The 17493-nt window shown below is 69.0% G+C and carries 16 protein-coding genes; 9 read left to right on the plus strand and 7 right to left on the minus strand.

Annotated features, from left to right (window positions below; translation table 11 throughout):
• Nucleotides 1–25 precede the first annotated feature (25 nt).
• Nucleotides 26–532 carry a MarR family winged helix-turn-helix transcriptional regulator gene (locus EV651_RS18060; RefSeq protein ID WP_133786353.1) on the plus strand — a complete coding sequence of 169 codons (507 nt, stop codon included), beginning with the start codon at nucleotides 26–28 and terminating at the stop codon, nucleotides 530–532.
• Nucleotides 532–2115 carry an MDR family MFS transporter gene (locus EV651_RS18065; protein ID WP_133786354.1) on the plus strand — a complete coding sequence of 528 codons (1584 nt, stop codon included), beginning with the start codon at nucleotides 532–534 and terminating at the stop codon, nucleotides 2113–2115. The genes EV651_RS18060 and EV651_RS18065 overlap by 1 nt, the downstream gene beginning before the upstream one ends.
• On the opposite strand, the gene EV651_RS18070 is transcribed toward EV651_RS18065, so the two are convergent.
• The 5 genes from EV651_RS18070 to dacB all read right to left on the minus strand — a co-directional run bounded on the left by EV651_RS18070 (nucleotide 2112) and on the right by dacB (nucleotide 7603).
• A complete protein-coding gene (locus EV651_RS18070) occupies nucleotides 2112–3368 on the minus strand; it encodes an MFS transporter (protein ID WP_133786355.1) in 1257 nt (418 codons plus the stop codon). The two genes, EV651_RS18065 and EV651_RS18070, sit on opposite strands and share 4 nt — an antisense overlap.
• A 1-nt stretch (nucleotide 3369) precedes the next feature.
• On the minus strand, nucleotides 3370–3957 hold the full coding sequence (locus EV651_RS18075) for a helix-turn-helix transcriptional regulator (RefSeq protein ID WP_133786356.1): 588 nt from the start codon (nucleotides 3955–3957) through the stop codon (nucleotides 3370–3372).
• Nucleotides 3958–4092: 135 nt separating this feature from the next.
• Entirely contained in the window at nucleotides 4093–5037 is a 945-nt protein-coding gene (locus EV651_RS18080) for a GNAT family N-acetyltransferase (protein WP_133786357.1), read from the minus strand.
• On the minus strand, nucleotides 5034–5987 hold the full coding sequence (locus tag EV651_RS18085; RefSeq protein WP_133786358.1) for a GNAT family N-acetyltransferase: 954 nt from the start codon (nucleotides 5985–5987) through the stop codon (nucleotides 5034–5036). The genes EV651_RS18080 and EV651_RS18085 overlap by 4 nt, the downstream gene beginning before the upstream one ends.
• A gap of 62 nt (nucleotides 5988–6049) precedes the next feature.
• On the minus strand, nucleotides 6050–7603 hold the full coding sequence (gene dacB, locus EV651_RS18090) for a D-alanyl-D-alanine carboxypeptidase/D-alanyl-D-alanine-endopeptidase (RefSeq protein ID WP_238157010.1): 1554 nt from the start codon (nucleotides 7601–7603) through the stop codon (nucleotides 6050–6052).
• A gap of 148 nt (nucleotides 7604–7751) precedes the next feature.
• Here dacB and EV651_RS18095 point away from each other — a divergent pair, with 148 nt between their 5' ends.
• The 5 genes from EV651_RS18095 (at nucleotide 7752) to EV651_RS18110 (ending at nucleotide 12581) form a co-directional block, all read left to right on the plus strand.
• A complete protein-coding gene (locus tag EV651_RS18095) occupies nucleotides 7752–8699 on the plus strand; it encodes a glycoside hydrolase family 43 protein (protein WP_238157011.1) in 948 nt (315 codons plus the stop codon).
• Entirely contained in the window at nucleotides 8648–9034 is a 387-nt protein-coding gene (locus EV651_RS42400; protein ID WP_238157012.1) for a CBM35 domain-containing protein, read from the plus strand. Before EV651_RS18095 ends, EV651_RS42400 begins: the two co-directional genes overlap by 52 nt.
• Nucleotides 9035–9102: 68 nt before the next feature.
• A complete protein-coding gene (locus tag EV651_RS18100) occupies nucleotides 9103–11202 on the plus strand; it encodes a phage holin family protein (protein ID WP_133786359.1) in 2100 nt (699 codons plus the stop codon).
• 36 nt (nucleotides 11203–11238) lie between these two features.
• Complete coding sequence (locus tag EV651_RS18105; RefSeq protein WP_133786360.1) at nucleotides 11239–12003, plus strand: MBL fold metallo-hydrolase; 765 nt, start codon at nucleotides 11239–11241, stop codon at nucleotides 12001–12003.
• Nucleotides 12000–12581 carry a DedA family protein gene (locus tag EV651_RS18110; protein ID WP_133786361.1) on the plus strand — a complete coding sequence of 194 codons (582 nt, stop codon included), beginning with the start codon at nucleotides 12000–12002 and terminating at the stop codon, nucleotides 12579–12581. The genes EV651_RS18105 and EV651_RS18110 overlap by 4 nt, the downstream gene beginning before the upstream one ends.
• Here the strand turns inward: EV651_RS18110 and EV651_RS18115 are convergent.
• A complete protein-coding gene (locus EV651_RS18115; RefSeq protein ID WP_133786362.1) occupies nucleotides 12567–13208 on the minus strand; it encodes a TIGR03085 family metal-binding protein in 642 nt (213 codons plus the stop codon). The two genes, EV651_RS18110 and EV651_RS18115, sit on opposite strands and share 15 nt — an antisense overlap.
• A 100-nt stretch (nucleotides 13209–13308) precedes the next feature.
• Between EV651_RS18115 and EV651_RS18120 the strand changes: the two genes are divergently transcribed.
• Nucleotides 13309–15162, plus strand: a complete 1854-nt coding sequence (locus EV651_RS18120) for an ABC transporter ATP-binding protein (RefSeq protein WP_370352885.1) — start codon at nucleotides 13309–13311, stop codon at nucleotides 15160–15162.
• Nucleotides 15159–16955 carry an ABC transporter ATP-binding protein gene (locus EV651_RS18125; protein WP_133786364.1) on the plus strand — a complete coding sequence of 599 codons (1797 nt, stop codon included), beginning with the start codon at nucleotides 15159–15161 and terminating at the stop codon, nucleotides 16953–16955. Before EV651_RS18120 ends, EV651_RS18125 begins: the two co-directional genes overlap by 4 nt.
• A 119-nt stretch (nucleotides 16956–17074) precedes the next feature.
• On the opposite strand, the gene EV651_RS18130 is transcribed toward EV651_RS18125, so the two are convergent.
• A complete protein-coding gene (locus EV651_RS18130; protein ID WP_133786365.1) occupies nucleotides 17075–17389 on the minus strand; it encodes a Fe-S cluster assembly protein HesB in 315 nt (104 codons plus the stop codon).
• Nucleotides 17390–17493: the final 104 nt, after the last annotated feature.

Below are 17493 nucleotides of genomic sequence, written 5' to 3' on the forward strand. Positions count from 1 at the left end.
AACTACTTAGGTATATAGTTGGGTTATGCAACTAGCTCAGCAACCCCTTGTCCCGGGGGTAGAGCGGGATGCGGCCGCGCAGGAGCTGCTCGAAGGAGTCAGCTCCCTGGTGCGCGCCGTGCGGTGTATCGAGCACCGGCACCTGGCCGGCGACGGCGGACTCCGTCGTTCCGACGCGAGTGTGCTCAAGGTGCTGATGAAGGACGGCGAGCAGCGCGGCGGCGAGATCGCCGCCAAGCTCGGCGTCGACGCGTCGGTGGTGAGTCGGCAGCTGACCGCGCTCGAGGCCGACGGACTGGTGAGCCGTCGGCCTGACCCGGCCGATGCCCGCGTGGGGCTGGTCAGCCTCTCGTCCCAGGGCAAGGCCCAGCTCGAGGCGCTCTATTCGTCCTACACCCAGCAACTGAGAACCGCCCTTGCGGACCTCGACGACGAAGCGATGACCGCGGCCGCGGCCACTATGCAGCGGGTCGCCACCGCCATTGTCGAGGCCAACAAGGTCGTGAGGCGTAACCCCAAGACTGGAGACTGATGACTGTCACCGAGACCCGGCGCCAACTGCCCAGTGCGCCGGAACTCACCCACCGCGAGATCCTCGAGATCCTGATCGGCCTGCTCGCCGCGCTGTTCACGGCGATGCTGAGCTCGACGATCGTCAGCAATGCGCTGCCGACGATCATCGCCGAGCTCGAGGGTTCCCAGACGCAGTACACCTGGGTCCTCACCGCGAGCCTGCTGGCCACCACGGTGTCCACCCCGATCTGGGGCAAGCTCTCGGACCTGATGAGCAAGAAACTGCTGGTCCAGCTGGCGATCTCGCTCTTCGTGGTCGGTTCGGCGCTGGCCGGCCTGTCCCACAACGTGCCGTTCCTGATCGGCGCCCGGGTGCTGCAGGGCCTCGCGATGGGCGGACTGATGGCGCTCGCCCAGGCCATCATCGGCGCCGCGATCCCACCCCGCTCGCGCGGCCGGTACTCCGGTTACATGGGCGCCGTGATGGCGGTCGCGACCGTCAGCGGCCCGCTCATCGGCGGCGTCATCGTCGACACCTCGTGGCTCGGCTGGCGCTGGTGCTTCTACGTGTGCGTCCCGCTGGCCGTGGTCAGCCTGGTGATCCTGCAGAAGTACCTGCATCTGCCGCTGTTGAAGCGTGAGGTCCGGATCGACTACCTCGGCGCGGTGCTGATCAGCATCACGGCCAGCCTGCCGCTGCTCTGGGTCACCTTCGCCGGCTCGGACTTCGCCTGGATGTCGTGGCAGTCCGCGCTGTTCGTCGGCGGCACCTTGCTGTTCGGCTTCCTCGCCGTGATGGTGGAGAGCCGGGTGGCCGAGCCGCTGGTCCCGCTGAAGGTCGTCCGGGAGCGGACCACGGCGCTGGCGATCGTCGCCAGCCTCGCGGTCGGCGTCGCGATGTTCGGCAGTGCGCTCTTCCTCGGTCAGTACTTCCAGATCGCCCGCGGCTACAGCCCGACCGAGGCCGGCCTGCTGACGATCCCGATGATGCTCGGTTCGTTCGTCGGCTCGGCGGGCTCCGGTCAGCTGATCACCCGCTACGGCAAGTGGAAGCGGTACCTGGTTGCCGGCGGCATCCTGCTGCTCGGCGGTCTGCTGATCCTCGGCACGATCGACCACACCTCGCCGTACTGGTTCGTCGGGCTCGGCATGCTGGCGATGGGTCTGGGCATGGGCATGACCATGCAGAACCTGGTCCTCGCTGTGCAGAACACCGTGGACGTCACCCAGATCGGTGCCTCGAGCGCGACGGTGGCATTCTTCCGCAGCCTGGGTGGTGCGGTCGGTGTCTCCGCACTGGGCGCCGTCCTCGCCGTCCGGGTGAAGGACCTGATCGTCCACGGTCTGCTGGCCAGTGGCCCGGGTGGTGCCGAGGCCGCGAGGAAGTTGCAGGAGGGTGGTTCCGGCGGCACGAGTCTGCTGGACGTCAACCACCTGCCGCCGCAGCTGGCCGAGTTGGTGCGGCACGCGTACGGCGACGCGACCGGACGGATCTTCCTGATCGCGGCCGCCTGTGCGGTGGTCAGCCTGATCGCGGTCGCCTTCATCAAGGAGGTCCCGCTCCGCACGACCGTCGCCAAGGTCGACGTGATCGAGGACTAGAGCTCCGGTGGCTCCAGGCCGGTGAGTTCGCGAGTGCGGATGATCGGGGAGCCGACCAGCCACAGTACGGCGAGCAGGCCGCCGGCGGCGGAGACGAGGAGGGTTTCGCGGACACCGATCCAGGTGCCGAGGAACCCTCCGACGACCGCGCCGAGCGGCCTGATGCCGTAGTTGATGCTGCTGAACGCACCCGCGACGCGGCTGCGCATGTGGTCGTGGATGACGGCGGCCTGCAGGGAGTTCAGCGGTACGTCGAAGCACATCACCGCGAACGCTCCGATGAACTCGGCGACCGCGAGCGCGACCGCCTTGAGCCACGTCGGCCCGTCCGCGAGCGCGGCGATCGCGATCGAGCCCGGGAAGATGACCGCGCCGGCCGCGATCACCGGACCGGCGCCGAACCGGCGACTGAGCGGTGACGCGGTGACTGCGCCGAGCAGGCCGCCGGACGCGCCGACCCCGAACGCCACGCCGATGACACCCGCGGACAACCCGAGGATGCGGCTCGCGAACAGCACGAGCAGCGCCATGCTCATCAGGTTGAAGAAGTTCACCGTGGTCGCGCAGCCCAGGCTGCGGCTGAGGTAGGGATGCTTGAGCACGTACCGCATCCCGGCGGCGGCCCGGCGGAGCAGCGGCTCGTCCGACTGCTCGGACGCCGCCGGCTCGACCTTCAGCCGGCTGATCTGAAGAGCCGAGAACACGAACGTCAACGCATCGACGACGATCGCGACCGGCGCCGTCAGCCACTGGACGAGCAGGCCGCCCACGGCCGGCCCGGCCATGAACGAGATCGAGCGCGTCGCGGACAGCTTGCTGTTCGCCTCGAGGAACTGGTCCCGCTCGACGATCCGGACGAAGAACGAGGCGTACGCCGTACCGAACACGACATGCGCCGTGCCGGCCAGGATCGCGATCGCGTACAAGTGACCGAGGGTCAGCAGATCCAACCAGTAGGCGATCGGCAAGGTCAGCAGCAGGACCGTCCGGGCCAGGTCGGCGGCGATCATCAGCGGTCGTTTGTCGCGCCGGTGGTCGACCCAGGTGCCGATGAACAGCGACGCGAGGTTCGGCAGCCACACCGCCGCGGTCAGGAAGCCGACCTGGCTGGGGGAGGCGTCGAGCATGGTGACGGCGATCAGCGGCAGTGCCAGCTCGGTGATCCGATCCCCGAACTCGGAGACGCCCTGCGCGGACCAGAAGGTCCGGAATCGTTGGTCACGCCAAAGGCTGGTGGCGGGCAGCGTCTTCATGTCACTCCGTTGCTTCAGGCAAGCAGATGCGGACGTACCGCACCGGGCGAGCGTCGTCGGGGGACTCGCCGGCGTCGCGACGCTGGACGTACGGCGCCATCAGTTGCTCGATCGCGGACTCCATGGCCTCGGCCTCGGCGGGTGTGAGGGTCAGCAGGGTGTTCGACGTACCGGCCAGCCGGCTCCACTCGGGGTCCAGGTTCGGCTCGGTCTCTGTCAGCCAGTGCTGGGTCGACTCGAGTGCTTGGTTCATCAGCTCGGTCCGCAGCAGCCGGCCGGCCTCGGCGCCTTCCGCGGTGTCGGGCATCTCGAACCGGAAGCCACGGGCGGCCGCATGCCACCAGCGCTGCCGCCGGTCCGACCCGCTCGGCGGCGGGCCGTCCACGACCAGCCCGAAGCCCGCCAAGTGCCGCAGGTGCCAACTGGTCACCGAGGGAGAGGCACCGACGTGCTCGGACAGTTGTGTCGCCGTCGCCGGGCCGTTCTTCTGCAGATAGCTGAGCGCAGCGAGCCGCACCGGGTGCGCCAGCGCGCGCATCGCCTGCGGGTCGGTGATCTCGAAATCGCCGTACGGATTCCTGAGAGACATGTTTCGAGAGTAATCTCTCACATCTCTCGAGAGCAAGAGGTGGACCCGCTAACGACAGGAGGTAGTTGCTCGGAGCGGGCTCTGGAGCGGGCGTTCAGGCGGGGACGGCCGGGTGAGGAGGCGTCGAGGGCGCGACTACCTCCTGTCGTTGCGGAGGGTCTTGGTCCAGATGTCGCTGGTGATGTCTGGGTGCATGCCGGCGCCTGTGTAGAGGGCGACGGCCGGGGTTGGGTTGCCGGCGTCTACGTGCAGGATCGTGCCGGTGCGGCCGGCGGCGGCGTCGACCGCGAACGCGTTCTGCAGGAGGAACTTGGCCAGACCGCGGCCGCGGGCGGACGGTACGACGCCCAGTCGTCCGACGTACCCGCAGTTGTCGGTGCTGAGGAAGTTGTGGTTGCACTCGGTCATCCCGACGGCCCGGCCGTCGACCTCGACGACCGTCACCTGCGACCAGTCGAACGTCGATCGGCTCTCGCGCGACGCGGCCCAGTCCTCGAACGGTCGCGGCTGGGTCCCGGGCTGGTCGGCGAAAGCTTCCATCAGTACGCCGTGGGCCGCCCGGCGGCTCGCCTCGTCCGGAGCGCCGCGCCGTACGACGACGCCCTCCGGTACGGCGGGTGGCGGCACCGGGCCGTCGAAGGTGATGCGCATCCGGTGCGTCGACGTACCGACCGTGAAACCGTGCGCGGCAAGAACCTTGGGGAGTTTCTCGTCCTGCCGGATCGCACCCACTCGGAGGATCACCTCGTCCCGGCCGAGCTCGCGGGCGCGGCACTCCGACTGGTCGAGCAGCCAGTCGAGGACAGCCGGGTTCTCACTGAGAATGTCGAGATTCAGATGGCTGCCGCCGGTGATCGGAACGGCGGTGGCCGAGCCGGCGAAGTCGCCGTCCGGGTCGAGCACTACCCAGGCGTCGGTCGCCAGGTCGATGCCGGGATCCCGGAGGTAGTTGGCGACGTCCTCCGGGCTGTGTTTGGGGAAGCCGAGCAGCGCCGACGTGTAGACCCCGGACCGCTCCGCGATCAGCGCGGCGTCCTCCTGCCGCATCGTCCGAACGGTGTAACCGGGCGGCAGACTCATGCGGCGGGCACCTCGCGTCGCCAGACCTCCATCACGAGGGTGGCCTGCATGCCGACCGACAGGTACACGCCGAGTGCCGGAGTCGGGTTGTTGGTGTCGACGTGCAGGATCGTGCCGGTTCGTCCGGCCGCCGCGTCGAGCGCGAACTGGTCGCGCAGCAGGAACTTCGCGAGGCCTTTCCCGCGAGCCTTCTCCAGTACGCCGAGCCGCCCGATGTAGCCGCAGTTCTCGTCCTCGACGAACTGGTCGTTGCACAGCCGCATCGCGACCACCTCGCCGTCCAGTTCCAGCAGCGTCTGCTGGGACCAGTCGAAGGCCGAGAAGTTCTCCAGCGAGGCATGCCATTCCTCGTACGAGCGCGGCGAGAACCCGAACTGCCCCGCGAAGCTGGCATTCAGTACGTCGTGCGCGGCCCGACGGCTCGCCTCGTCCGGCGCGCCCCGCCGTACCGTGACTCCGTCCGGAACCGCGAGGGCCGGCACCGCCCCGTCGTGGTCGATCCGCAACCGGTGGAAGATCGTGCCGCGCTCGAATCCGTAGCCGGCCAGCCGTTCCTCGCGGGCCTTGTCGGCTTGGTAGTTGACGATGTCGACCAGCACTGCCGGGTGCCCGTACTCCGTGGCGAGCTCGGCTGCGCGGCGCTCGACCCGGTCGAGCAGAAAACGCTCCACGACGGGGTCGGTGGTCACGACGTCGAGGTCGAGCTGGCGATGATCGCCCTTGCCGAAGACCGAGCCGTACCCGACCAGCCGGCCGTCGTCGAACACCAGCCAGCCGTCGGTTGCTGGGTCGAAGCCGGGCTCGGAGAGCTCGTCCTGGGCGTCGTCGAGGGTGTAGTCGGCGAAACCGACCACCGAGGTGTTGTAGTCGGACACCAGCTCGAGCAACGCCTGCGCGTCCTCCAGCGTCGGCGGACGGACGGTGCAGGCGTCTGGCAGTACGGCGGTCATCCCCACATGGTGATGAACGACCGCCGTACTGTCCAAGGCATTAAAGAGCCATTAAAGGGGCACTAACAGGCCTTGTCCCACTCCAGCTCACAGGTCGTCTGAGCGGTCCTCAAGGTGGACACGGTCGCGGGAGGCGCCTGGTCTGACCAGGACGCGAGCGTGACGCCGACGGCGTCCTCGATCGAGCGCGGGCTGACCAGATAGTTGTTGCTGATCATCGAGAACACCAGCTTCCGGCCGTCCTTGTTCGTCACGTACCCGGACAGCGAGGTGACGCCGGTGAGCGATCCGGTCTTGCCGTGCAGGTTGTTGGCGGCCGGCGTGTTCTGCATCCGGCTGCGCAGCGTGCCGCCGACGAACCGATCCGGGTTGCCCGCGATCGGCAGAGCGTCGTACCACTGCTTCCACCAGGACTCTTTCTGCGCACCGATCAGTACGTCAGTGATCGAGTCCGCGGTCACGTTCACCTTGCGCGACAGGCCGGAGCCGTCGGAGAGCCGGATCCGGCTGGTGTCGACGCCGATGCTCTTCGCGTAGTCGGTGACGACGCCCAGCCCGGACGACCAGGAGCCGTCCGCCTCCACGACGGCACCCATCGCCTTGACCAGGGTCTCGGCGTGCATGTTGTTCGAGAGCTTCAGGAACGGCGTCATCAGTTCGCCGACGGTCATCGACTCGTCCCGCGCCAGACGCGTCGCGCTCGCCGGAGTGGCCGCGTTCTTGATCCGGCCGCTGACCGATATGCCCTGGGCGGACAGCGCGCGCCGGAACACGTCGGCGGCGTACAGCTCGGGCTCCCAGACGGTCACCCATTCCTGGTCGACCGAGGCGCCCAGCGGCAGCGAGCCGCTGACCCGGACGACGTTGGTGCCGTGGTCGCGCTCGACGTTCAGCGTGTTCGAGGAACCGGCCGCGCCGGTCGTCGCGGTGTTGACGATCGTGAGTACGCCGTTCGCCGGGACCATGGCCAGCTGCACCGGTGCGCCGACGGTCGCACCGGGGCGGCTCTCGACGATCGCCGTACCGGAGTCGTAGTCCGTGTTCGGGGCGAGCGTCAGTGCGGAGATCTGCGCGTTGTAGTAGAACGGCTCGTCGTCCCAGGCCCAGCTGTCACCGAGACGGACGTGGTCGAAGTACGTGTCGTCGGCGATCAGGTCGCCGTACACCCGCCGTACGCCGGCGGTCTTGAGCTGCTTGGCCAGTGCCGCGTAATCCGACTCGAGTGCGGTCGGGTCGCCGTACCCCTTCAGATAGAGGTTGCCGAGCAGCTGTCCGCCGCGGACGGGCGCGCCGGCGAGTACGTCGGTGTGGAAGCGGTACGACGGGCCGAGGACGTGCATCGCGGCGGTCGAGCTGAACAGCTTGGTGTTCGACGCGGGCAGCATCCGCTGGCCGCCGTTGCGGTCGTACAGCGTCTCACCGGTGGTCGCGTCGCGGACCACGAGCGCGACCTGCGAACCGTCGTACCGGCTGTCGTTCAGCAGCCCGTCGAGCCGCTGCTGGAGAGCTGTTGTCTGTACGGCGGTGGGCGCCGCGACCGATTGCGTGACGACCCCACCCACAGCGGCTGCGACCGCGGCAACCGCGGCGATCATCCCTCTCGGTAAACGACTCACGAGACCCTCCCTCAAACCAGGCGGAAACCAACTAGCGGGAGTCAACACCTCGCAGACCTCGGGGTCCAGGGATTGAGCTCTCGTGTTTCAGGTGAATCGATGGAAAAGTTTGTCCCACAGGTATCCGCCCCCACCTGAGGAGTCACACATGAGACGACTTCTGGCGGCCGCTCTGGCCGTCTTCAGCCTCTCCGCCTTCCTGTCACCGACGGTCCACGCCGCGACCACACCGGCGGTCTTCCCGAGCGAGATCATCGGCGAGAACTTCCCCGACCCGGATGTCTTCCAGCAGAACGGCACCTGGTACGCCTACGCGACCAACGGCAGTCGCGGCACCCTTCCGGTCGCGACCGCCCCGAGCGCGAACGGGCCCTGGACGGTCCGCGGCGACGCGATGCCCGGCGGCCCGTCCAGCGCCTGGGCCCAGCCCGGCCGCACCTGGGCGCCGGACGTCTACCCGAACTCCGACGGCACCTACACCCTGACCTACACCGCCTGGCACAAGGCCTCCGGCCGCCAGTGCATCGGCGTGGCCACCGCCACGAATCCGCTCGGCCCGTTCCAGCCGGTCGGTACGGCGCCGTTGATCTGCCCGCTCGACCTGGGCGGCGCGATCGACGCGAACACGTTCGTCGCGAACGACGGCACCCGGTATCTCGTCTGGAAGAACGACGGCAACGCCATCAGCCGGCCGTCGACGCTCTGGCTGACCCGTACGGCGAACAACGGTCGGAGTCTCGTCGGCGGCAATACCGCGATGCTCACGTCGAGCGGCGTGATCGAGGCGCCGGATCTCGTCCAGCGCGGCAGCCAGTACGTCCTGTTCTTCTCCGGCGGCGGCTACAACGACTGCAACTACCTGACGTCGTACGCGACCTCGACGAGTCTGAGCGGCCCGTGGACCACGGCGTACCGGCCGTTGATGACGACGGCGACGTTCGACAACCACATCTGCGGGCCGGGTGGCGCGGACGTCGTCGGGAACAAGGTGTTCGTCCACGGCTGGGTGAACGGCGGACGGCACCTGTACGTCGCTGACGTCGGGTGGGCGAACGACTACCCGGTGGTGCGCGGGAGCCGGGGCGCGGCACGCTGAACCACTGCGTCGTACGGTCGAACGCGGCCGGCGCGTCGGACGGGAAGGTGGTCGCGTACATCGACTACGCCGACTCGTGGGTGGAGAACACGGTGTTCGCGCCGGTCGCCGGCGGCTACACATTGCATGTCGGCTACGCGAACGGATCGGCCTCCACGGCGAGCCACGGTCTCGTTGTCAATGGCAACAATGCCGGTGCGGTCAGCTATCCGGTCACCGGCTGGGACAACTGGCAGCAGAGCTCGGTCTCCGTCACGCTCAACGCCGGCTGGAACACGATCCGGCTGACCAAGGGCACGCTCTACACGGAAGTCGACTACCTCGAGGTGCAGTAAATCCGTCTGCGTGACCCCGTACTCTCGTACCTGCATGGCTAGACGGGACGGGGAGCAAGAAGCAGGCGATGGCGAAACCACCAGAACAGGTGTCGAAGAACAGGCGTGGACGTCCGGTGTGGCTGGACCTGCGCCGCACCGGACGCGGCCTGCAGGCGATGCTCGTCGGCGGCCTGCTGTCCTTGATCTCGCTGATCATCACGTTCTGGACGCTGCCGCAGATCAGCAGCGACGGCCGGCTGCCGATCCTCCGGCTGGTCGTCCTGCTGGCGGTGTTCTCGGTGCTGGTGCGCTGGGTGCTGGCCGGGATCGCGGTGCTGATCGGCTCGCTCGGGGTGCTGATCGGCGGGCTGCTGTCACAGTTCGGAGTCGTCTACCTCGCTATCACCGTCGATCCCGGGGTGAGCCTGCACGGCGGGGTGGAGGCACCGCTGCTGGTGTCGATCTGGATGTCGTCGGTGAGTGCCTTCGTCGGCTGGGTCGCGTACGCGGGCAGTGACGACGCGTACGTCGCGGAGGTGATGCGGGTCGTGCACCGCCGTGCCCGGCGGATCCAGCCCGCGGCGAAGACCGGGATGCTGATCATCCAGATCGACGGCCTGTCCGCCCCGCTGCTGAACTGGATGGTCCTGGCCGGCAACCTGCCGAACCTCGGCGGCTGGATCCGGGACGGCAAGCACTCGATGCTCGCCTGGCACACCGGCGTACCGGCCACGACCCCGGCGAGCCAGGCCGGGATCCTGCACGGCGGCTCGCGGCACATCCCGGCGTTCCGGTGGTACGAGAAGGAGACCGGCCGGGTGATGGTCACCAACCGCGGCCGGGACGCGGCGGAGATCGAGGCCCGGATGTCCACCGGCCGCGGCCTGCTCGCGGACGGCGGCGTCAGTATCAGCAACAACTGGTCCGGCGACGCGGACAAGTGCGAGCTGGTGTTCAGCCGGGCCTCCCTGCCGAACAGCCGCAGCCGCGGCTACGTGCGGTTCTTCTCCAGCCCGCAGGGCGCCGCGCGGGGCCTGGTGCTGTGCGTGGCCGAGATGATCAAGGAACTGCACCAGGCCCGCCGGCAGCGTGTCCGGCACCTGGTCCCGCGGGTGAAGCGCGGCGGCGGGTACATCTTCCTGCGCGCGATCACCAATGTCCTGCTCCGCGACCTGAACGTCTCGCTGATCACCGACGAACTGGTGAAGGGCACACCGGTCGTCTACTGCGACTTCGTCGACTACGACGAGGTCGCGCACCACGCCGGCCCGACCCGCGCCGAGTCGCTGCAGACCCTCGAAGGTCTCGACCGGGTGCTCGGCGCGCTGCAGCGGATCATCGAGATCCTCCCGCACTCGTACGAGATCGTCGTGCTGTCGGACCACGGCCAGAGTCAGGGCGCGACGTTCCTGCAGCGCTACGGCCGGACGCTCGCCGAGGTGGTCGACGACCTCGTCGACACCACCAAGGAACCGGTCGCGGCGGTCGGCAAGTCCGAGGGCTGGGGCCCGGTGAACGCGTTCCTCACCGAGCTGAGCATGCGCCGCAGCGTGGCCGGGTCCGTGACCCGGAGGGCGCTGCACGTCAAGACCGGCGAGGTCGAGCTCGGCCCGAAGGACTGCGAGCCGCTGATCGCCGCGGACGAGCAGGTGGTCGTGACCGCGTCCGGCAATCTGGCGCTGATCTACCTGGCGACGACGCCCGGCCGGGTGCCGCTGGAGGAGATCGAGCTGCTGCACCCGAAGCTGATCCCGGGTCTCGCGACCCATCCCGGGATCGGGTTCGTCGTGGTCGACTCGCTCGCCGAGGGACCGGTCGCGATCGGACGGGCCGGGGTCCGGGTCCTGCGGTCCGGCCGGGTGGAGGGGGAGGACCCGCTGGCGGCGTACGGCGAGCTTGCGGCGCCGTCGTTGCTCCACCAGGCGGAGATGCCGCACAACGGTGACCTGGTGGTGGTCAGCCGGCTGGACGAGTACACCCACGAGGTGGCGGCGTTCGAGGAACTGGTTGGATGTCACGGCGGGATCGGCGGCTGGCAGACCGAGGCGGTTCTGGTGCACCCGAGTCGCTGGGTGCTGACCGAGCCTCCCGTAGGCTCCGACGCGGTCCACGAGGTGCTGATCGACTGGCTGGAGAAGCTGGGGCAGCGCAAGGACGTACCGGTCGAGTCGAAGGTGGAGGCCTGAAGCGTGCGGGTGACATGCGAGTGACATGCGAGTGACATGCGAGTGACGTGGTGGGGGCATGCCACCACCACGATCGAGGCGAACGGCACGCGGCTCCTCACCGACCCGGTGCTGACCTCGCGGATCGCGCACCTGCGCCGCCGTCGCGGCCCGACGCCGACCGCTGAGGCGGGCAAGTGTGACGCGGTCCTGATCTCGCATCTGCATGCCGACCACCTGCATCTCACGTCGTTGCCGTTCATCGCGCCGGACGCCGCGCTGATCGTGCCGCGCGGTGCGGCCAGGCTCATCCACGCCGACAGCGGGCCGAGGTACTCGGACCGCTGCATCGAGGTTGCGCCCGGCAATCAAGTCCGGATCGGGTCGCTCGAGATCACCGCCGTCACGGCCCACCACGACCAGCGGCGGCTGCCGTGGTCGTCGTACGCCGCCCAGCCGCTGGGGTACCGGGTCGACGGCTCGGCGAGTGTCTGGTTCGCGGGGGACACCGATCTGTACGACGATCTCGCGGCCGAGACCGGTGCGATCGATCTCGCGCTGGTGCCCGTGGGTGGCTGGGGACCTTCGCTCGGGCCGGGGCACCTGGACCCGATCCGTGCGGCCGAGGCGGTGCGGCGGGTCGGTGCGTCGACGGCGGTGCCGGTACATTTCGGGACGTTCTGGCCGATCGGTCTCGACTGGGTCAAACCGGAGCTGTTCCTGCCACCGGGGGACAGGTTCAAGGCTGCGATGACCGAGGTGGATCCCGCTGTGAAGGTGGAGGTTCTGGTGCCGGGCGAGTCGATCGAGGTGCCTACGTGACAGGCGATACCACGTTCGATCTCTGGTACTTGTTCGCGTTGGCCGGCGCGGTCCTGATCGGGGCGGTGCTGCCCGTGTTGCCGACCGGCGCCGCGGTGTCGGCGGGCGCGGTACTGGCGTCGCACAGCAATCCGATCGGGCTGGTCGGCGTACTGATCGCGGGCGCGGCCGGAGCGTACGCCGGGGACCTGATCGTGTACGCCGGATGCCGGTTCGGCGGCGAACGGCTGGCGAAGCGGATCGGGTGGTTGCGCGACAACGCGTCGCTGGACGCGCTCCGGGAGCGGCTGGCCGAGCACGAGATCAGCGTCCTGCTCACGTCCCGGCTGATCCCGGGCGGCCGGGTCCCGGTGCTGCTCGCGGCCGGGCTCGCCGGCTACAAGTGGGAGCGGTTCGCGCTCGTCGACCTGCTCGCGTCATCGCTGTGGGCGGCGGTCTACATGGCGATCGGCCTGCTCGGCTACGCGCTCTTCGACGAGCCGTGGCAGGGCGTGCTGGCAGCGATCGTGCTGGTCATCCTGACCACCGTCGTGAGCAGTCTGATCCAGCGCACCCGGCGTAAATCACACGCCGAATGATGCGTTGCGGAGCCGCTCGACCGTCTCCGCGTCGCCGTCCAGCTGTACGTCGGCCACCTGCTGACGCCCGAAGCAGAACAGGACCAGCTCGCCGGGCTCGCCCGTCACGGTGACGGAACCGTTGTCGTTCGGCCGCTTCGCGACGGCCGTCGTACCGTCGGGCCGCTTGAGCACCAGGCCGCTCGGCGCCTTGCGCATCATCGTCTTCGCCGCCAGCCGGACCGCCTTCCACAGCGCGTCCTGCTGCTCGGCGGGAAGGTCGCGGACGTCGTACGACGGCTGGGCGCGGCGGACGTCCTCGTGGTGGACGAAGTACTCGGTGGTGTTGAGCTGGTGCCCGAGCTTCGGCAGCGCGTAGATCGAGACCGGCGGCGGGCCGTTGCGTACCTTGCCGACGACCTCCGCGAAGCCGTAGCGCTCCTTGGCCCGCTGCATCCGTCTCTCGGTGGTGTCCGCGAGCGCCGGGATCATGATCCCGGGGCCTGCCATCGGGTCGGCTTCCCGGACGTACAGGTGGACTGCGAGGTCGTAGGCGTCCCAGCCGTCACACAGCGTCGGAGCGGCGGGACCGACCTCCTCGAACAGGTCACACAGAGCGAGTCGTTCTATCCGGCTGTAGTCGGTCACATATCCGATCGTAGTTGGGTGGGGCGGGTGGCAGAATGTCATTCGTTGTCATGCCTGTGTCCCACGTATGCACCTGACTGTCCTGGAGTGTGTCTTGCCTGTGCCGAAAGTCCCAGACAAGGGCAGCGTCACTCGAAGAGGTTTCGGAGTGCTGCGGGTCGCGATCTGGGAGCAGCCGGGGGTCTTCGCGCTGTCCGTGCTCGCCAGCATGCTGTACGGCGCTATGACGGTGGCCGGCGGCTGGGCGCTCGGCTGGTCCACCGACCACCTGATCCGCCCGTCGTTCGAGCGCGGTGACACCACCGGCGGCACGATCGCGGCGCTGATCTCGCTGTTCATGGGGATCGCGATCCTGAACGCGATCGGGGTCGTCGGACGGCGGCTCGGGGCCGGTGTGATGCAGTTCCGCCTGCAGGCGACGTACCGCCGCCGGGTCACCCGGCAGTACCTGAAGCTGCCGCTGGAGTGGCACCACCAGCACTCGACCGGCATGTTGCTGTCGAACGCCAACGCCGACGTGGAGTCGACCTGGTTCGTGATCGCGCCGCTGCCGATGGCGATCGGCGTCATCGCGATGCTGGTGTTCGCGACCATCGCTATGTTCGCGGCCGACGTCTGGCTCGCGCTGGTGGGGTGCCTGGTGTTCCCGCTGGTGTTCGTCGCGAACGTGATCTTCCAGCGCTACCTGCAGCCGCTCGCGACCCGGGCGCAGCAGCTCCGCGCGGACGTCTCCGAGGTCGCCCACGAGTCGTTCGACGGCGCGCTGGTGGTGAAGACGCTGGGCCGCGAGGCCGCCGAGACGGAGCGGTTCCGCGCGCCGACGTACGCGCTGCGTGACGCCAACATCGCGGTGAACAAGGCTCGCGGCATGTTCGACCCGGTGATCGACGGCCTGCCCAGACTCGGCGTACTCGCGGTGCTGCTGGTCGGCGTCGGGCGGGTGCGCTCCGGCGGCGCGGACGCGGGCGACGTGGTCCAGGTGGCGTTCCTGTTCACGCTGATCGGCTTCCCGATCCGGGCGCTCGGCTGGGTGCTCGGTGAGCTTCCGCGGTCGGTCGTCGGGTGGGACCGCGTGCAGCGGGTGCTGACGGCCGAGGGCGGGACGGAGTACGGCGAGGCGCGGCTGACGTCGACGAAGGCGGCCCGGCTGCAGGTCGCCGGCGTCCGGTTCGGGTACCTGCCGGAGCGCGACGTACTCGCCGGGGTGGACTTCACGGTCGAGCCCGGCCGGACCGTCGCGGTCGTCGGGCCGACGGGAGCCGGGAAGTCGACGCTGACGACGCTGCTGACCCGGCTCGTCGACCCGGAGCAGGGTGCGGTGAAGATCGACGGGATCGACCTGCGCGATCTCGCCCGCGACGAGCTGGCCGGGTCGGTCGCGCTGGTCGCGCAGACCGCGTTCCTGTTCGACGACACGATCCGCGGCAACATCACGCTCGGCGGGGACTACAGCGACGACGACGTGTGGGACGCGCTGCGGATCGCGCAGGGCGACGGCTTCGTGAAAGCCCTGCCGGACGGGCTGGACACCAAGGTCGGCGAGCGCGGGACGACGCTGTCCGGCGGGCAGCGGCAGCGGATCGCGCTGGCGCGGGCGCTGGTACGGCGGCCGCGGCTGCTGATCCTGGACGACGCGACGAGCGCGGTCGACCCGCAGGTCGAGGCCAGGATTCTGGCCGGACTGCGATCCGCGGTGCAATCGTCGGGACAGGGGGACTCCGGTGCGGCGACGACCGTGCTGGTGATCGCGTATCGCAAGGCGACGATCTCGCTTGCCGACGAGGTGCTGTTCCTCGACGAAGGCCGGATCCAGGCCCACGGGACGCACACCGAGCTGCAGGCTTCGACGCCGGCCTACCGGGACCTGGTCGACGCGTACGAGAAGGACACCGAGCGCCGCCTCGAAGAGGCCCAAGAGGATACACAGCTTGATTCGGAAGGGGTTTCAGCGTGAGCGCGGCGGAAGCTTCGCGGCTCGACCACGGCGACAACGCGGGCGGATTGCAGACCCTCAAGGACGGTCTGAAGGTCTCGCCCGAGCTCGCGCGCGGGTGGTGGCTGACCGGACTCCTCGCGCTGACGATGACGGCCGGGCGGATCGTCGTACCGATCGCCGTGCAGCAGACCATCGACAAGGGCCTGTCCGGCCCGGGCGGTCCGGACACGTCGTATGTCGCCTGGATGTGCCTGATCTGCGCGGTGGGCGTGATCCTCACCGCGGGAGCGTCGTACCTGACGACCGTGCGGCTCGCGGTCAACTCGGAGCACGGGCTGGCGACGATGCGAATCAAGGCGTTCCGGCACGTGCACGACCTGCCGGTGCTGACCCAGAGCACCGAGCGGCGCGGGGCGCTGGTGAGCCGGGTCACGTCGGACGTGGACACGGTGTCGCAGTTCCTGCAGTTCGGCGGGTTCATCTTCCTGGTCAGCCTCGGGCAGATGCTGCTCGCGACGATCGTGATGTTCGTCTACTCGTGGCAGCTCGCGCTGGTCGTGCTGGCCTGCTTCATCCCGCTGTTCGCCAGCCTGAAGTACCTGCAGCGCGCGATGTCGAAGGCGTACGGCGTAGTGCGGGCGAAGGTCGGCGAGATGCTGTCCGCGATCGCGGAGCCGGTGGTCGGCGCGCAGGTGGTCCGCTCGTACGCGATCGAGCAGCGCACACAGGACCGGATCGACGCGTCGATCGAGGACTATCGCCATACGGCGACGAGGGCGCAGGCGCTCACCGGTCTGACGTTCTCGATCGGCGGTCTGGCCGCCGGTTTCGCGAACGCCGGCGTACTGACGGTCGGCGTACTGCTCGGGATCCACAAGCAGGCGACCCTCGGGGAGCTGCTTGCCTTCATGTTCCTGGTGGCCCTGTTCTCGGACCCGGTGCAGATCGCCACGCAGGTGCTGACGGATGCGCAGAGTGCGTTCGCCGGCTGGCGGCGGGTGCTCGGCGTGATCGCGACGCCGGCCGATGTCGCAGACCCGGGCGAGGACGGCGTGAAGCAGGCGCGCGGGCCGATCACGGTCGAGTTCGACGACGTCGATTTCGCTTACCCGGAAGGCGAATTGGTGCTGCGTGACGTCGACGTACGGATCGAACCGCACCGGCGAGTCGCAGTGGTCGGGGAGACCGGGTCCGGCAAGACGACGTTCGCGAAGTTGCTCACCCGATTGATGGATCCGACATCCGGGGCGGTGCGGCTGGACGGGGTGGACGCCCGCGAGATCTCCTTCGAGTCGCTGCGGGAGCGGGTCGTGATGGTGCCGCAGGACGGGTACCTGTTCGACGCGTCGCTGGCCGAGAACGTGCGGTTCGGGCGGCCCGAGGTGACGGACGCGGAGCTGGTCACGGCGTTCGAGTCGCTCGGTCTGACGGACTGGCTGGAGTCGCTGCCGGACGGGCTGCAGTCGCCTGTCGGTCAGCGCGGCGAGTCGCTGTCGGCGGGGGAGCGGCAGCTGGTGGCCCTAGTCCGCGCGAACATCGCCGACCCGGACCTGCTCGTGCTCGACGAAGCGACCTCAGCGGTCGACCCCGGCACCGAGGTGCGGGTGAACGCGGCACTGGAGCGTTTGATGTCCGGCCGTACGTCGGTCACCATCGCGCACCGCCTGTCGACGGCCGAGGCAGCCGACGAGGTCCTGGTCTTCGACGAGGGCAAGATCGTGGAACGCGGCTCACACGCCGAGCTTGTCGGCGCCGGCGGGGTCTACACCCGCCTGCACGACAGCTGGATCGCTCAGCGCAGCGCGCTCTGACGGCGTACCGAAGAACGGGACGTCCCCGCCCGCCGGGCTTGTGGTCACGCTCAGTGTGACCTGCCGGCGGGCGGGGACGTCACCCACTACCCGTTCGTCGGTACGTACCGACGTGTTGCTCAGGGGGTCGGGGCCGTGCCGTTGCTCGCGCCCGGCTGCGGGACCAGCAGGAACTCGACACCGCCCTTGCCGTCGACCGCCGCGTCCAGGATCTTGTCGTCGAGCGCGTTCGCGGCGTTCTGCTCGAGGAAGACCCGGGCACCCGCGTCCTCGACGACCTGGTCACCCGGTTGCGGAGCCTCGGTCGTGGTCACCGCGAGTGCCGGATCCGCCGGGTTGTCCTGCGAGATCCGCACCCCGGCCCCGTCCGGCGCGCCTTCGACCCCGGTGATGCTCTTGATCACCAGCGTCGCGTTCTCAGTCAGGGTCAGCACAGCCACTCCATCCGTCGATTGTCACTAGCCCACGCCCCGTGCCCGACCACCAAAACCTCAAACCCAGCCCCCGCCACCCCCCGCCACCCCCCGCCCCCGCCCCC

It is taken from the genome of Kribbella sp. VKM Ac-2571, from assembly GCF_004362255.1.
Lineage (GTDB): Bacteria > Actinomycetota > Actinomycetes > Propionibacteriales > Kribbellaceae > Kribbella > Kribbella pratensis.

Bases quoted from the DNA above. Each gene is read 5' to 3' on its own strand.
- EV651_RS18060 (WP_133786353.1), top strand. From the start codon at position 26: ATGCAACTAGCTCAGCAACCCCTTGTCCCGGGGGTAGAGCGGGATGCG.
- EV651_RS18065 (WP_133786354.1), top strand. From the start codon at position 532: ATGACTGTCACCGAGACCCGGCGCCAACTGCCCAGTGCGCCGGAACTC.
- EV651_RS18070 (WP_133786355.1), bottom strand. From the start codon at position 3,368: ATGAAGACGCTGCCCGCCACCAGCCTTTGGCGTGACCAACGATTCCGG.
- EV651_RS18075 (WP_133786356.1), bottom strand. From the start codon at position 3,957: ATGTCTCTCAGGAATCCGTACGGCGATTTCGAGATCACCGACCCGCAG.
- EV651_RS18080 (WP_133786357.1), bottom strand. From the start codon at position 5,037: ATGAGTCTGCCGCCCGGTTACACCGTTCGGACGATGCGGCAGGAGGAC.
- EV651_RS18085 (WP_133786358.1), bottom strand. From the start codon at position 5,987: ATGACCGCCGTACTGCCAGACGCCTGCACCGTCCGTCCGCCGACGCTG.
- EV651_RS18095 (WP_238157011.1), top strand. From the start codon at position 7,752: ATGAGACGACTTCTGGCGGCCGCTCTGGCCGTCTTCAGCCTCTCCGCC.
- EV651_RS18100 (WP_133786359.1), top strand. From the start codon at position 9,103: ATGGCGAAACCACCAGAACAGGTGTCGAAGAACAGGCGTGGACGTCCG.
- EV651_RS18105 (WP_133786360.1), top strand. From the start codon at position 11,239: ATGCGAGTGACGTGGTGGGGGCATGCCACCACCACGATCGAGGCGAAC.